The following is a 15070-nucleotide window of genomic DNA, read 5'->3' on the forward strand; positions in this document are numbered from 1 at the left end:
CCCGCTCAGGCTACCTCGCTGACGTATCGCTCGCGGGCGCTTTCCTGTACCTCCACGAGGCGCTGGTAGTCGATCGCCTCCGAAGACTCATACGCCGAATCCGGGAGACGTTGCTCGACGATCTCGTCGGGGTATTCAATGGGACGGGACGGATTGACGAAAGCCTCGGCGAAGATCGTTTGCCCCGCATCGCTCAGGTGGTGATCGATAAGGCGTTTTCCGGCTTCCGGGCGGGGGGCGTCGTTTACTAACCCGATCACGTACGGCACCTGAATCGAGACCTCCTCCGGGATAACGATCTCGACTTGGTCGGGATCCATGTCCGATTGGTACTTCGCCTGATACATGTTGAAATCGTAGGCGATGTAAATCGGGAACTGTCCCTGGAGGAAGCTCGTCTGGAGCCCCTGATTAGGGACCCCAGCGATATTCCCCATCTCGTGAAGTTCGTTGAGGTACTCGATTCCGGGATCGTAATCGTCCAGTGAGCCGCCCATCGCGAGGTTCATATTGGTGAAGGCGACAAACCCGTTGAACGCCGAACTCGGGTTATAAAACGAGATCGTGTCGTTGTACGCCTCATCGAGTAGATCCTCAAACCCGGACGGGACCGAGTCGACCAATTCGGTGTTGACGGCCATCGCAATCGTCCCGAAGTAGGCTGTCGTCCATCGGTTTTGATCGTCAACCAGCCCGTCGGAAACCTCCTCGACGTTGGCAGGTGCGTAGGATTGGAGTAGCTCTTCGTTTGCCGCTTTTAGACCGTCGGTAGTTCCTAGATGTGCGACATCGTGGTTCGGATTGTTCGCTTCGTTTCGGAGCGCGTTCAGCGACTGGCCGCTGTTTTTCGTTCCCTCGGGCCACTCAATATCCGGGTACTTTTCCATGAACCGCTCCCGGAGCTGTCCGTAGTTAGCCCAGCCGTCCAGCGGCCCGGTGATTATGACCTCATCAGCAACGTCATCACCCCCCTCGCTACTTCCGCCCGAGCTGCACCCAGCGAGTGCTGCCGCACTCGCACCCCCCATCGAGGTAATAAATTTCCGCCGCGATACGAAATTCCAGGGACGAGTGAGTTCGTCTCCCATCACTTGAATCGACAGCGGCCTATATGTAGAGATTTTATAATATATCTACATTGTGCTGGGGAATGTCATATATCTCTCAGAACGGTTCGTGGTATATGTGCCCGAATATAGTATATTATAACCCTAATCCCAGCGAATATTAATGGCGACTGGACTACCGTTTGACGTGATGGATGCGCTGATCTTTGATATGGACGGTGTCTTGGTTGATTCCGTGGGTTATTGGAACGACGTTAGGGCAAGAGTGATCACCGAAGCGCTTGGGGTCAACGAGGTCGATGTCTCCAACCTCGTCGGCCTGAACGCCCACGACGAATACGCGTATCTCGCCGAACGGAACGACGTAGAACTGTTGAAGGAAACGTATGTCTCCCTGCTCGAGGAACACGCAGAGGAGATCTACCGCGAACGGGTTTCTCTCTTCGACGACTACGAGCAAGTACTCACCAACGCGATCGAGAAAGACGTACGTCTCGGCCTCGTTTCCGCCTCAAATCGGCGGTGGGTAGAGATGGTCGTAGACCGGTTCGATCTCGGCGAGTACTTCGATATTGTCGTCGCAGGCGATGACGTACCGGGTCCAAGCAAGCCTGAACCAGCGATATATAATCACACTCTCACCCAGCTCGGCGCGACCGCCGACACGTGTATCGCCATTGAGGATTCTGAACACGGGGTCACCGCCGCAACTCGGGCTGGGCTGTACTGTCTTGGATACGCACACCATCGCGGACAACCGCTCCGACACGCGGACGAGACGGTCGGCACGGAACAGGCCCTATATGAGCGTCTGATCGAACTCTGCACCTCGGACTCAATACCGTAATACTCACTCCGTGCGGATCGGGTACGTCGCCGTTGCAGCGCGCAATAAGTATTCACGATTGTCAGCGCGTGCGAACCGCCAAGCCTCTTTGAGCCCCGCTCTGTCGGCGATTGGTACGAACTCAATCTTTGTTCCGTCTGTCCCGATGTGAACGAGGGCATACCCCTGTGGGAACGAACACGTCGCTGGGACGATGATTTCATAGATTCCAGAGGTGTGCGCTACCGTCGGATAATGTGCGTGACCACTCAACAGTATTTTAACGCCACCCTCGTTAAGGACGTTGGCCACCGCTTCGGCGTTACCTAGTTGATAGATATCGGGACTGTCGGGACTGATCTCACGCAGGCGGTCCGTGAGATTATGATGGCTCGCGACAATCGGACACTTAACGCGCGCAAGGACGTTCTTAATCCACGAGATCTGATTTGCCGGAATAGATCCACCATGTGTGCGATCCGAAGACTTGTCAGTCGCCGTCACGGAATCGAGACCAACGAGATCGATATTATCGACATCATACACGAACGGGGCGAGTTCGCAATCATATCCGGAATCGAACCGAGCAATCGGCGGTGTTGCGTGCGCATTTCCCCTCGAGGCCGGTACATCGTGGTTTCCCGGGATAGCTACAACGGGGAACCGAAGCGTATCCAGCAGTTCCCGTGCGTGCCGAAATTCGGATGCAGTCCCGTCTTTCGTGAGATCACCGGCGATGAGAACGCCAGCAACGTTCCGGTGATTGATATCAACGATAGCGTCTTTGAGGTGTTTTTTACTTCGATGATATACTTTCCACGTTCCGTCATCAGACGAGGTTAGATGTGAATCCGCGATAACGGCGAGAGTCGTCGGATCGTCAGTCCTCGGTCGCGAGAGGTGAGCAACGAATAACGGATCGTTAGGAGAGGCACCTGGTTCTACTGCCCATCGAAATGCTGACTCCGGGAGGCTAATGTCAGGCATTAACCTCAGATGAGAGAGGGGGGCCTTCAGCGGTACTAATTGATCTATATAACCCAATGAAGTAGAAATACCTACCTTAGCCGTAGTACGATCGTGGATGGATTCCCAGATACCGGCTTAATCCCACTAGTAAAATAAGTGGAATTTTGCTTCGCTACCGCTAAAACAGCTTGAACAAGTCATAAGCCGGCAACAATCACGTTCACCCAGTCCATAGCTATCAGGCCGGGAGCGGAGAGAATTAACTTTTGGGAATAGATACGCATCCCTACCCCATTATTATTTCACTAGAACTAGCAGGGAATTTATGCGTCAAGGTGGGTTTCTGCTGCGCTGTGGGGAGTGTTTTGGATTGGTGGCCTTAGCCACACCTGTCACAACCAACCGGCCAATTGAGTCCTTCTGGTGGTTTCTGGTAATCGCTAGTTATATGGCTGATACGGTGATGCTTATGAGTTCAAATGGTTCGGTTTGGCCCTCGCCACGAAGCCCTCGTCAACGCGTGGGCTGTGACCGGCAGTAACGCCCCAGCCGGAGACCACTACGACTTCACCGCGCCTACGCGGTCCAGGCAACTCCAAGACCGCGCGACGAAATTTATCGACACTCCGTCCGCGGAAACATTCGAGGGCGTCTGGTCGCCGGATATCCTTCGGAACGCAATCTACGGCGGGGCTGACGCAATTCTAGACAACTGGCGCGGCTCTATTGACGAGCTTGCCAGTCTCATCGAATCGATGCAGACAGCCACAGCCTACGACGACGCCTGGGAACGCCACGTCCCAGCGTTTGCCGAACACGGCCTCTGGGAGCTGTATGGCCGACTCAACCCATCAGACCGTCCAATCATCAATAACTGGGTCGGGAGCGCATTCACTACATTCGGTCTCGGAAACCCACAGACGTACACCGCGAGCGCTGACAATTTTGCCACCGTCCGAGACTGCTACACGGACACCGTCGGCCACGTCACGGCAAACACGGCCTATGAAGTCCCGCTCTCGGAAGAACTCGAACAGTTCCTCTACCTAACAGAGACACTCGACCAACCCACCCTCCGAACAGCGTTCGACATGGACACCCCCACGGATGATGCCTTCGCCGGCTGGGACGCCATGGCCGCACACGGCGATGAGATCGAACTGTCCGGTCTCCGGCCAGTGCTTGACGCGTTCAACACCGCCGCAGACAACGACGCCTACGACACCGAGAACCCCCGCGACCACTGGGGCGCAAACCACTGGGAAACCTGGAAAGACGACTACCGAACATACCTCGAAACCACCGTCTTCGCCGAATACGACCCAACGGCACTCACCGCCGAACTATTCCCCGTATGTGGGGGTTAAAATGGCCCTTCCTACGAGGGTTGTCTTGGATATACATCCGATGACCAGCATCAAGGCGGTCACGGTTACATCCGCAGAGACGAATGGTTTAGGTGAGATATATAGGATACCGATCTAGGAAATCCTAGTCTAGAGCGCGTCTATTGCTACATTAGTGGGTTTTAATGTTCTCTCTGTATGTTTGGGTGTATGAGTTCAGCGCATCACCGACGACATCCTCCTGAACGCCGCCGAGGATGCCCGGGCCCAGATTAAGCAGAAGAGCATCGATCCACTCACGCCACATCAGCGCGTCGTCTACGACATCGTGCGCGAGCACGGCCCGGTCGGGCCGAGCAAGATCCACGAGAGCTATTCCGAGGACGTCGATGACCCTCAAACGAAACGGACCGTCCGGACGTACCTCTCGAAGATGGAGCAGTACAACCTCCTCAAAGCGGAAGGGACGAGTCGAGATCGAGAGTATTCACTCGTCGATTCGGTAGCTGCATCGCCAATGCAGTAACGACGAGGAACTCGACAGCTACCCCGAACTGAATTCACCGAGTCCGGACTGCTCGTGGTCCAGCGGTTCGATGACCCGCGGATTGTCGTTTCCGGGATTGTTGACCCGCGTCGAAATCTCGTAGGCGTCGACGACGAGAAGGCGTCACAAGAGCGTGTCGCCCTTGCTCACGAAGATATGAACCAGTATGATTCATCGTATTATGAGGTGGAACTGGTCCGAGCTGTCGAGAGTATCATTTCATTTCTGGAATGGGGTCGGTCGGATACTCGACGAAGGCTGGCTAAGACACGAACGACTAAGATCACCTCATTCTACCCCTGTAGTTACAACAAGATACGAGTGGAACCACACACCCCCCTCGTTCGGAATGAGATGATACCCTCCATACCGCCTGATTAGAAGGCGAATTTCCACCCGATAAGAAGGTTGCAGTAATGGATTAATCGGATATACGCCCTCGACGTATGGTTTACTATTTCAATTCAAGAGATAGAAGAGCTATACTTCCAGTGTTAGGCGTATTCACGAATACTTCTGACTAGTGCTGTATTCTACTTAGTGAGATTTTAGTCTAACTAGGTAATAAAGCTAGGGTTGTAACTAGGCGGTTAATCCTTGAAAGCCTACGCTGTCTTACGATTTGGAGAGAATGACTCGTCCTAGTTAAGGACCGCCTAGTTGGTTGTTAGAAGATCGCGCCCATACGGTCAGTCTTACGGGATCTCATTCCGAATCAGGGGGGTGTGTCCTTCCAACTCCAATCTACATCTATCCTGATTAAGCCCATTAGTTCGGTGTATAGCTCACTCCGAATCAGGGGGCCTCTACAGCATTCCCAATCCTTGGCTGATGGACCAACTCGTACTACCTCATTCCGAACGAGGGGGTTGATCTGAACCCGCTGATCATTTGAGCTGCTGGCAATCCTCTCGTTCTATAGTAATCTCCAGAAGTGTCTACTCACATCTCTCACCATATCCTCAAGAACCGACTAAGCTCGCCTATCTACGATGGCTGCCACTACAAAGACTTCCAGATACTACTATAGGAAATAGCTCACTCTGAATCGGGTACCATCGGGTATGGTGGTGTCACCTATCGACTTTCCGCTGTTTAGTCCCGATATCCAACAAATCTCATTCCGAACGAGGGGAGTAACGACTAAGTAGGTTCCTTCCCAGGATGAATCTATGACAGACAATGAAGAACCAGGTGGTGGAGGTGATTCGTCTATCACGGACCAGCAGCTGGATGATTTCGATACAAACAGAGAGAGCCGTTCTACTTCTGAAATCTCGTCGGCCTCGGAGGAAATCCAACGACAAGACTCGGACGATCCGGCAAATGACCCGTTGTTCGTTCGGGAGGGCGATGAAGACGGTTCTTCAACTCATATCTGGGCAGATCGAGATTTACTCTCAATTGGAACCGTTCCTGGCCCTGATCGCATCGTCGGTCGTGACACGGAAATCCAATCGGTAGCTGGAGAAATCCGACACCTCATTCACGGATCACAACCAAACCACGTCGTCATCTATGGCGAAACCGGGACTGGAAAATCACTTGTCAGCCGTCACGTGTCCGACCGTCTCGTTGATACTGCCACGGCACGTAACGTTCCTGCTGCTAGCGTCTACGTTGAGTGCAAGAAGAATAATACCGAAACACGAGTGGCCCGAACAATCGCTCGTGCGCTAAGCGACAAATCTGATTCTGATATAGATATCCCTCGTATCGGTTTAGGTTCCGCCGAGTACTACGATTACGCCTACGACATTATCGACGAGTACTACGATGGGCTCATTGTCATCCTTGACGAGATCGACATGGTTGATAACGCTGAGGGGCTCCTCCATGAACTCTCGCGGGCTCGAGAAGCTGGTCACACCGATGCATATATCGGGATCATTGCTATCAGCAACGATATCGATTTCGGACAAAAACTCAACGCACGCGTTCAGAGTTCGATGCGGACGACGGACTTCGTCTTTGAACCATACCAAAGCGATCAAATCGAGCAGATCCTGGAATATCGACGAGACGCGTTCCATGATGGTGTCGTTCAAGACGGCGTCATAACCGAGACTGCCGACCGGTCGGCGGATGAACACGGTGATGCGAGAAAGGCAGTTGACGTCCTACGGATTGCTGGTGACATCGCTGACGACGCCGGTGCCGAGGTCGTTAGTCCAGAACATGTCGACAAAGCAGTCAAGCGTGCAGAGGTTAATCGAGTCAAGGAAACGATCGAGAGTACCTCACCACAGTCTAAACTCGTTCTCTACACTCTCGGCCGCTTGACTGGCTCGAATAATCGCCGCTTCCGCACCTCTGGTATCTACAGTCAATACGAGACGACCTGTGGTGACGTCGGTGTTGATCCTCTCTCATATGATCGAGTGAGCCAGATTCTCAGCACGTTCGCGCTAATGGGGATCTCTGAGTCTCACCAGATCGGTGGTGGACACAAGCAGGGTGTCTATCTGGAACACCAGCTTATCAAGGACAAAGATGTAGTGATGAAGGCAGTTGTAGAGAGCGATGAACGGCTTTCAGAACTTCACAACGGAACCTACGAGATTTAATCCAGCATTATGAGGTTCGTTCCACATATAACCCTTCTACTGAAGCTCATTCCAAATTAGGGGTGTCAAATCTTCTGAGAAGCGAATAAGCTCACTTCGAATCAGGGGGGCTGTTCACGAGAGAACCAGACTAGCTAACCGTCTGGACTGACCGGTCCTTTATACTTTGAGCGCACCTTCTCGCCTTCCCGCCACTGCCAGTAGTAGTAGCGGTTGTCGTTGATCTCCTTGATCGTGATCGTCGCCTTTGTCGGGACATCATCGGGTTGCTCGTCAACCTCGTCTTCCTCCTCCGCTTCGGCAAGGCGGGCCTCGCGCTTGCGATGCTCGGCGAGCTCCTCGGCATAGCAGGCAACGTCTCGGAGCAGTTCGGGCGAGTAACCGTCGAGTGTGTCGACGACATCCGTGGGGAGGTCCGCTGGGGGCGTCGGTGGCTCGTAGGACATGGGCCGATCTGTATTAACCAACATAGAGGCAAGAAGCATGGTTTTGTTGGTTAAACCGTACGCTCTTATGTAGAAACACGGAAAGAGGCCGTCTACGTGTAGTGGCTTTACGCTGCGCGACTTAGTTAGCGTTCAAACCGCCAGAAAATAGCAGAATTAGTTCCGGTTAAATCGTCTTTCCACAGCTCTACATAAGAGCGAACCGTAAACCAACCACTCACAACGTTCCTCCAGCAGCGGTAACACTACTCGAAACTCTCCATCAAGGAGTTTCGCCTGATGTTACAGCCCTTCGAATATCCTCGAACTCTGGACGAATCTACGAGTTCAAGGGGAGACGCCCATCAGGTCGTGGGACCTGCCCCCTGTTTGATCTCGTGATCAACTCGTTGGAGGTGCTTACCTGAACCATGGAATAGACTCCCATCTATGAGGTTGTGATTCCCCAGCCAAGTAGTAAAAAGCGGCGGGACTAGGATCTTCATTCTGATTATCTTCTTTGTTATCAAGACGGGAAGATAGTAATGCTCCCACACCGGTTTTGTCTGACTCACCGCGATCTTTGGTGAATGCCCACGCAGAGCGAGTGGCTTCCTGAGTTGCAGCAAATTCGCGTTGTGGAAGGAATCCCCGATCAGCTGCTTCTTGCCGATCCTCCGAAAATTCCACAAAATGTTCTCTGTTTCTATCCCCACTAAATAGATGTCCATTTAGACTCTGTTCTGTCGCAACAAGAACCGCTGATGGGACTCTATCGATATTCTCTTGTTTATACTTGGGAGGATCGGTTACCATTCGTTCCCAGATGTTGACAGCCTTGCAAAAGGCTTCGCGTATGCTTTCACTATTTCCTTCGCCGTGAACCACACATACTGCATAGAGTTCTTTCGCGCTATTAATCAGCATATCCGGCTCAGGTTTCCCTACTGGAGTAAATGAAGGGTATCGGTTCGTATCTAGCCTCCAGAAAATGTCAACTTGACTACTAGAGGCCCAGCGGCTAATATCTGCCATAACCCTCTCTTTGCCCTCCAGCTCATCAAGTCCGTCAATGAAATTGGTTAGGTCTTTTTCTCCATACATATTGGACAATTGTATATAGACAAGTTAAAACTTGCCCAACATATAATTAGACAACAACGTTTGGTTTGAAGTACTCAACTTAGTAGTTAGTTTGAAAAACAGTCTTCATTTAAGCATCAATAAACTGGTAAACGGTTGGTCGAAGGATTAAACTATCTCAGGGATCTATGATCTCTAAGATACATGGAATTAGAGATTACGACACCCCACTGCTTGCAGCATGACTTCGATTTAAAAACATACCTTACAGATACGATGCGCGTTCATCAACAACTTGGATTAGCTTTCAAAGAAGACTATGACTTTATCCTTGTGAACTACCCGCATTCAGTGAGGAATCTAATAGACAACGCGCGCTTAATGTTCCGGAAAGATAGTTCTTCAGATACTGTAGTGAATTTGGAGGGTGTGCTATGACAGATCGTGATGAGCGCTCAGATCTTTTCAATAAATTCTCATCTGGAACCTCTGTCGTGTCACAAAGCACAGATGAGAGTGGTGAGGGACAGACGGATAACACGTCTAGCGGAGACGATGCTGGAGATCAGAATAATAACGAAGATCAGAACAGTAATGTAGAGGAATTGGATCCCACGATTCCTGAAGAACCCATTAAGGACCGGAAGAGTGTTTTAATGTATCTACCAGATGATGTTTGGCGCGAACTCGACATCCGGTATGATGAACTAAATGCAAAACACAAGCGCCAGCATGACGAAGGACTTGAGAAGAATCGGGATTACTATCCAGCGGTGATACAAGCAGGATTAACCGGCAAAGACCTAGAAGACATTTTAGATGTCTAAAAGACCCATTATCGTCAAATGAAGTGTAACGGTAGCAGTCTGCTTTATCGAACGAAATCTATGACACATATATTACTAAAAGTCCGCAATTTGATCTTGGAAACTCCGTAATCTGTTTTTTGGAACTCTGTAAAGCGTCTGAGCAACTGCGAAAACCCTCGAAATTCCACGTAAAGTGTATACGGACATATCTATGGGCCATATCGTTGATAGCAGGCTGATACTCGTCGAAATCGATGGATTAGCCTACTCCGTAAAATCCAGAGTAAGTAATATATTAGAATAGAACACAGGTTTGAACGTCCACGAGAAACTCCGAGCGGAGCGTATGATGAAATTATGATAGAATCTGGAATGGCCGGTTACTGGCCCAGGCCCCAGCATAGGGTCGATGAGGAATGGTCACCGATTGTTGGGGGTCTCTAGTTCGCGACGAATCCACTCGGGATGTTTCCGTTTGGATCGGTCCGCCGGCTTTAGTTTTCTTAGACATCTTAAATCTCTTTGATATCCGGGAGTTAATGTCGAACGGACGTCTGCTGATAATCGCATGTCGCTCATGCGTAGCACATTGTTGATGTAGAGCTATCTTGCGATTGTGCTACAGACCGAACTAGATACGAACTAGGTCGCTAAGCAGTCTAACGGTCAGTTTCTATCCTCGAACCCTTTGGGGGAACTGTATCAACAATCTCCTACGGAAGAGCGTCGGCGAAAGATAACTCAAAGTCCCCCAACGGGGGATATGAGTAACGGCTGGTTGGTACAGCCCGGTGTCTCCCTGTTCGATCGCGAGAGCGGCCGGTTCACACCGAGAGAGCAGGAAGTCTGCAAACCCTAAGACCCCAACGCTTGGGATTCCTCCAGCTTCAGGCGGAGGAGGATGTCAACCGTAGTTTAGCGCCGGCATTTAGTTCCTCGAGCGTAATGCTTGTCGTCCGATAATCCGGCATAAGAAGCTCGATCTCATTGGTATTCGTATTCCAGATGGTGACGGGGCGCCGTATGGATTCGTCATGACGACTTTCGTAGATTCCCGTAATAGTTTGAATATGATCCATTCCCGGACACGCGAGTTGTGGGTTTTCTCGACTCTGCTTGAGGTACCGATTCAGTGTCTTAATGGCGTAATTCTCTGGATTGCTTAGCGGGGCGTTATCAATATCACAGGGAAGATACTCGTCATCTACCCAATTGGATATATTAGTTTCGGAGAGGTGGTTGATGATTTTAGTGGCTACCTTTCTATTTTCGAATATCCAAGTTGAATTTCCGGATCGTTCCGCGAACATCGCGTACTTTTTGACGTACATCTCCTTATTGTTGTGATTGGAGATGACTTCAATCTCTGAATCCATCATTGTGTCATGAAGAGAAGGATGTATCGGGCCTTTTCCGTGGACGTCTGCTCGTGGATGTCCGGTCTGTCCCGGGTAGAGCGCCCACTGATATCCCGCTGCATTAAGCCACGATAACGCTTGTTCAACAGCAGTACGATGAGGTAATGATTCAAGCGGATCCCCAATATGGCCCTTATTCATGTTAAATGCGGAATGCGGAACGACAATTTGTTCAAGATAGTCAGCAAAGAATCCAGCACTCAATTTAAGGAAAGTGTCTGTTGGTGCCCAAGTGACGTTGCGTCTGAGGATTGTCTTCTCAGTAACCGCACCGCCCTGCAAGAGAAATTCGAGTTCAGGCTTGAATATTGTCTCCCATTCTTTGTCGGAGCAGTCGAGTAACGCCTGAAGCGTCGGTGGTTTGGAGGTACTGATGTGGTAGAGGTTTGAGCCGTGTTGGATTCCGACACCGTTGTACCAGAGCGTGATTGCCCAGATGGTTATCAGGCGTTCTTCCGTAATCGAATCAGACTTCTCGACTAACGACAGAACACTTTCTGGGACTTCTATTTTCCCCATATTTATCCTTCAAAACTAGAATACAAGTATTTTGTGTGTATGTGGTCTATTATCCAATACTACCATATTTTTAGAACCACTTTTTAAGCACCTTACCAAGTATTTCCAATTTTCGTTGAAACGACCTGGTAAGGTTGAGTGCCTCACTATTGGCAGTCTCTACCTACTTTCGGGCGTGGATTCTGTAGTTGGTCGGCTTTGCACGCGCGTGGAGGACGTATCAATCGGTCAAACAGCAGTAAGGGGTCATCTACTGGCATATCTCTCGAATAAGCGGAATGAGAAGGAGATGATTACAAGAGCGAATCCCGTGTTTCGTCTTCAATTGATACACGACCCCACAACCACGACGAATGAACGCCACCAGCACAGTCGATGGTTCTCCGTACGACTTCGGGGGCGATGCACGGCGCAGTCCGCACAGAAGAATGCCGAGCCCGTACTCCAGCAGCCACCATCCAGTGTTCGACACGATGCGGCTGGCGTGTACTAGTCGCGAGCGATAAGATCGAACCCGCCGAATCTGAGCTGGCAGTTGCACCGCCAGTTCTGGCAGTACACCGTTCCCACAACGCTCCCGTACGCACGAGAACCGAACACAGTAACGACTCTTCAACGACGACGGACGTGAGAAACCTCAACGACACCCCGATTCCACAACCTGCACACAACGAACGACAATCGCCCACGAACACGCCCACGACCGAATGCGAGTTCTCGCCAGTCCATCTCCAGAGCTCACCCGGCACTATCTCTGGCTGTCTCGCTCGTAACTATCGGCAACCAACCCCCACCGCAATCGCCGAATCTACCAGATTCAATATGGTTTCCGTGGTGTTTTCGAGGGCTAATTACAAGACGGGAGTACGATTCAACCATGCAACACTGAACGGCATAATGACAGGATGGCGGTCGAATTCAGGGTGGTTATATTGACACACAAATCGACGCAGATCTAGACATGCAAAATCACGTAATGACAGGATGGCAGTGCAATTAGGGGGGGTGAGTACTGAAACCAATAAATACAGGATGGCGTCCGAATTCATGGGGGTGACACTGAACGCTATGGCACCTCCGCGACCAGCAACTACCATCGTATAATCACCAGATAGCGGTCGGACTCGGGGGGCTGACACTGAATACTGTAATGACAATACGGCGCCCGATTTCATGGGGGTGGCACTGACACCCTGAATTACGCGAAAATCCACTGTCATTACAGGACGGCAGTGGAATTCCGGGCATCCATACGTACTTATATATTCTATCCGATAACTCGCATAATGACAGGACGGCGGCGCCATTACAGGGGGATTGTCATGAAATTACCACCCCCGAAATCGAGTACACACGTTCAGCCACGCAACGAGAGGTCTTTAGAGGTGCTATACGCTAATCTCTGCTTGTGTAACATGTTCAGCGGAATTCACACAATTAGGGTTCAAGGGGGTGAAGTTTGAGGTGGGAGTCGGATATCGGATGAGTCAGGCGGAGCCGGGGGATGGGCGTAGCGAGTGGGGGAGATGGGTGCGTGGCGAGGGAGTGGACTCCCAGATTGTTGACAGTGGGGAACCCTGGGTGATGCGATTGGTTATGGAGGTGGAGTTGGGGATCGGGATTGGTGGTGGAGTTGACGATTCGTTATAGTGGTGGGGTTGGATTGAGATTGGTGGAGTTGGACGTTGGTTACTGGCGAGGATGAAGGAGGTGGATTGGCGAAGGTGGAGTGGGGGTGTTAGCGGCGGGGTGTGTCTTGGCGACGCAGGTTCGAGGATTTGACTGACGGTGGGCGATAGACGATGGGCGACTGACGATTGGCGATGGACGGTAGGCGATGAGCGACTGATGGTGGACGGTGGGCGATAGACGATTGGCGAGGTGGATTGGGAGCGACTGCTTGGCGAGTGACGTGGTCGGTAGTCGAGTAGCGAGTAGCGAGTGGCAATGGTGGAGGGGTGGCTTGGAGTAGTGGCGGCGGAGCGACGACGACGTGGTCGGCAAGCCAAGGAGAGGAGACTGTGGATGGGACGACGAGTTGGCGGGTGGAGTGGAAGCAAGGGGGTTGGGGGAAGGGCGAGAAGCAAGACGGGAAGCGAGGTGTCGGCGGGGTGGAAAGCGAGACGAGATGCGAGATGCGAGGTGGGGGTGAGGGGAGGGCGGTGGGCGGAGAGTGACAGAATTGGTGGAGCGGCAAGTGGTGGGGCGGCAGCGACAACGACAGCGATGGGTTCGGGGCGGGCGCCACTGGAGATGGAGACGGCGGCGATACACTAGGCGTGGGGCGACAGCGAGAGTGCGAGAATGAGAGGTGGGTGTTGAGGGTGACGGCAGCGATGACAGCGACAGTGAGAGTGGGAGCGAGAGTGAGGGTGAGAGTGAGAGTGAGAGCGAGGGGTGGGGCCGTCGACGATCAGGCACAGGTACGAATACGAGATCCAGGGGGAGGGGGGATGGGAGTGTGACAGGAACGGTGGTGTCGATAGCAAGTGCCAGCTGGAGACCATACATAGGAGCGGGAAGCAACGACAACACAACATAGGCTGCGAACGAAGGGAACTGGAGACCAGACCGAACAGGGACGAACAGGAAGGGAGGGGAGGATTGGGCAGCGGGAGAATAGGAAGCGGGAGGGGCGAACAGAGAGGACGGTGGGTGGAGGAAGAACAGGGAAGGAGGGTGGTGGGTTGGGCGAGGAAGGAGAAGGTCGAACAAGGAGCAGGTGGAGCGAACAGGACGACGTCAAGCGAGAGAGGTTGAGTGAGCGAGAGGAGTAGGGGTGGGTGTGCAAGCAGACGTCCAACGCAAGGCGCGGGGAGCGAAAGAGCGCGGGGGCATTGGTGGATGGAGAAAGAAGGGAGTGGGCGGGAGATGAATTCTCGATGGGTTGCCGCCGGCGGTTCAACCGGGGCGGAGCCAGGAAGCTCGTCGGGGCGGAGCCAGGTGTCAGCGCGGCGGCGGGGAGTAGCCGGGGTCGGCAGACGTCCAACGAGAATGGGATCAGTCTTGGAGCGAAACAGGGGAGCAGAGCTCGACGCAGCCAGCGGGATTGTCAACCCGAGCATCCGTCTTTAGTTAAGCCTCACACCTCGGTTGTGTAGTGGTAGCGAGCGTCTCTTGTAAGATTGGTCGTTGCTTGTGGATCTTTTGAGCGTCTTCGATCAGCCGGTCGAGCAGCGGCGGTGGTGAATAGCCGAGGAACTCACCGAGTTCGTGGAGAATGAGCTGGGCGTGCGACCGGAAGGTCGCCGCCCAGCGCTCTGTCGGAAACACAAGCTCATCATCCGCCTGCTCAGTGACTAGATCCAACAGATCGCGGCTTACAAGCAGCGACAGCAGCGCTGCGTACAATAAGATCCTCACCACATGTTCGTCACTCGTGTCGAACTCGTCCAATTCGTACTGCGTCTTCAGCTCCCGGAACAGCAACTCAACTTCCCACCGACAGCGGTAGATCTCCGCTAAATCCGCCGGAAAGAACTCCTTCCTCGCTA

The 15070-nt window shown here is 52.3% G+C and carries 10 protein-coding genes and 3 pseudogenes; 6 read left to right on the plus strand and 7 right to left on the minus strand.

The features are described from left to right. Nucleotides 1-5: 5 nt before the first annotated feature. Entirely contained in the window at nt 6-1088 is a 1083-nt protein-coding gene (locus LPA44_RS16080) for an extracellular solute-binding protein (RefSeq protein ID WP_230890518.1), read from the minus strand. A gap of 169 nt (nt 1089-1257) precedes the next feature. Between LPA44_RS16080 and LPA44_RS16085 the strand changes: the two genes are divergently transcribed. Then, nucleotides 1258-1914 (plus strand): HAD family hydrolase, encoded by a 657-nt coding sequence (locus tag LPA44_RS16085; RefSeq protein ID WP_230890519.1) that lies wholly within the window; start codon nt 1258-1260, stop codon nt 1912-1914. A gap of 3 nt (nt 1915-1917) precedes the next feature. Here LPA44_RS16085 and LPA44_RS16090 read toward each other — a convergent pair whose 3' ends face one another. Then, nucleotides 1918-2880 (minus strand): metallophosphoesterase family protein, encoded by a 963-nt coding sequence (locus LPA44_RS16090; RefSeq protein WP_230890520.1) that lies wholly within the window; start codon nt 2878-2880, stop codon nt 1918-1920. Nucleotides 2881-3341: 461 nt separating this feature from the next. On the opposite strand from LPA44_RS16090, the gene LPA44_RS16095 reads away from it, so the two are divergent. Next, nucleotides 3342-4229: a hypothetical protein gene (locus LPA44_RS16095; protein ID WP_230890521.1), complete on the plus strand. Its 888-nt coding sequence runs from the start codon at nt 3342-3344 to the stop codon at nt 4227-4229. Between the two features lie 196 nt (nt 4230-4425). Continuing rightward, nucleotides 4426-4734 (plus strand): annotated as a pseudogene (locus tag LPA44_RS16100) (BlaI/MecI/CopY family transcriptional regulator); the annotation flags it as partial. 18 nt (nt 4735-4752) lie between these two features. Here the strand turns inward: LPA44_RS16100 and LPA44_RS18300 are convergent. After that, nucleotides 4753-4866, minus strand: a pseudogene (locus tag LPA44_RS18300) (SOS response-associated peptidase); the annotation flags it as partial. Nucleotides 4867-5927: 1061 nt separating this feature from the next. Between LPA44_RS18300 and LPA44_RS16105 the strand changes: the two are divergent. Continuing rightward, nucleotides 5928-7322 carry a Cdc6/Cdc18 family protein gene (locus tag LPA44_RS16105; protein ID WP_230890522.1) on the plus strand — a complete coding sequence of 465 codons (1395 nt, stop codon included), beginning with the start codon at nt 5928-5930 and terminating at the stop codon, nt 7320-7322. Between the two features lie 134 nt (nt 7323-7456). Here LPA44_RS16105 and LPA44_RS16110 read toward each other — a convergent pair whose 3' ends face one another. Together LPA44_RS16110 and LPA44_RS16115 are read right to left on the minus strand one after the other, a co-directional pair. Beyond that, nucleotides 7457-7768: a hypothetical protein gene (locus tag LPA44_RS16110; protein ID WP_230890523.1), complete on the minus strand. Its 312-nt coding sequence runs from the start codon at nt 7766-7768 to the stop codon at nt 7457-7459. Nucleotides 7769-8167: 399 nt separating this feature from the next. After that, nucleotides 8168-8851 (minus strand): hypothetical protein, encoded by a 684-nt coding sequence (locus tag LPA44_RS16115; protein WP_230890524.1) that lies wholly within the window; start codon nt 8849-8851, stop codon nt 8168-8170. A gap of 413 nt (nt 8852-9264) precedes the next feature. Between LPA44_RS16115 and LPA44_RS16120 the strand changes: the two genes are divergently transcribed. Both LPA44_RS16120 and LPA44_RS18510 read left to right on the plus strand, forming a co-directional pair. After that, complete coding sequence (locus LPA44_RS16120; RefSeq protein ID WP_230890525.1) at nt 9265-9657, plus strand: hypothetical protein; 393 nt, start codon at nt 9265-9267, stop codon at nt 9655-9657. Nucleotides 9658-10366: 709 nt separating this feature from the next. Further along, a pseudogene (locus LPA44_RS18510) lies at nt 10367-10498 on the plus strand (RNA-guided endonuclease TnpB family protein); the annotation flags it as partial. A gap of 28 nt (nt 10499-10526) precedes the next feature. Here the strand turns inward: LPA44_RS18510 and LPA44_RS16125 are convergent. Both LPA44_RS16125 and LPA44_RS16130 read right to left on the minus strand, forming a co-directional pair. Beyond that, the gene (locus tag LPA44_RS16125; RefSeq protein WP_230890526.1) at nt 10527-11576 is read right to left on the minus strand and encodes a hypothetical protein; all 1050 of its coding nucleotides are present in this window, start codon (nt 11574-11576) and stop codon (nt 10527-10529) included. A gap of 3075 nt (nt 11577-14651) precedes the next feature. Beyond that, on the minus strand, nt 14652-15070 hold a 419-nt coding region (locus tag LPA44_RS16130; RefSeq protein ID WP_230890527.1), incomplete at its 5' end, for a transposase.

This window comes from Halobacterium sp. KA-4, assembly GCF_021028995.1.
In the GTDB taxonomy this organism is placed as follows: Archaea; Halobacteriota; Halobacteria; order Halobacteriales; family Halobacteriaceae; genus Halobacterium.

Coding starts and splice junctions, on each gene's coding strand:
- LPA44_RS16080 (WP_230890518.1), bottom strand. CDS start 1,088: ATGGGAGACGAACTCACTCGTCCCTGGAATTTCGTATCGCGGCGGAAA.
- LPA44_RS16085 (WP_230890519.1), top strand. CDS start 1,258: ATGGATGCGCTGATCTTTGATATGGACGGTGTCTTGGTTGATTCCGTG.
- LPA44_RS16090 (WP_230890520.1), bottom strand. CDS start 2,880: ATGCCTGACATTAGCCTCCCGGAGTCAGCATTTCGATGGGCAGTAGAA.
- LPA44_RS16095 (WP_230890521.1), top strand. CDS start 3,342: ATGGTTCGGTTTGGCCCTCGCCACGAAGCCCTCGTCAACGCGTGGGCT.
- LPA44_RS16105 (WP_230890522.1), top strand. CDS start 5,928: ATGACAGACAATGAAGAACCAGGTGGTGGAGGTGATTCGTCTATCACG.
- LPA44_RS16110 (WP_230890523.1), bottom strand. CDS start 7,768: ATGTCCTACGAGCCACCGACGCCCCCAGCGGACCTCCCCACGGATGTC.
- LPA44_RS16115 (WP_230890524.1), bottom strand. CDS start 8,851: ATGTATGGAGAAAAAGACCTAACCAATTTCATTGACGGACTTGATGAG.
- LPA44_RS16120 (WP_230890525.1), top strand. CDS start 9,265: ATGACAGATCGTGATGAGCGCTCAGATCTTTTCAATAAATTCTCATCT.
- LPA44_RS16125 (WP_230890526.1), bottom strand. CDS start 11,576: ATGGGGAAAATAGAAGTCCCAGAAAGTGTTCTGTCGTTAGTCGAGAAG.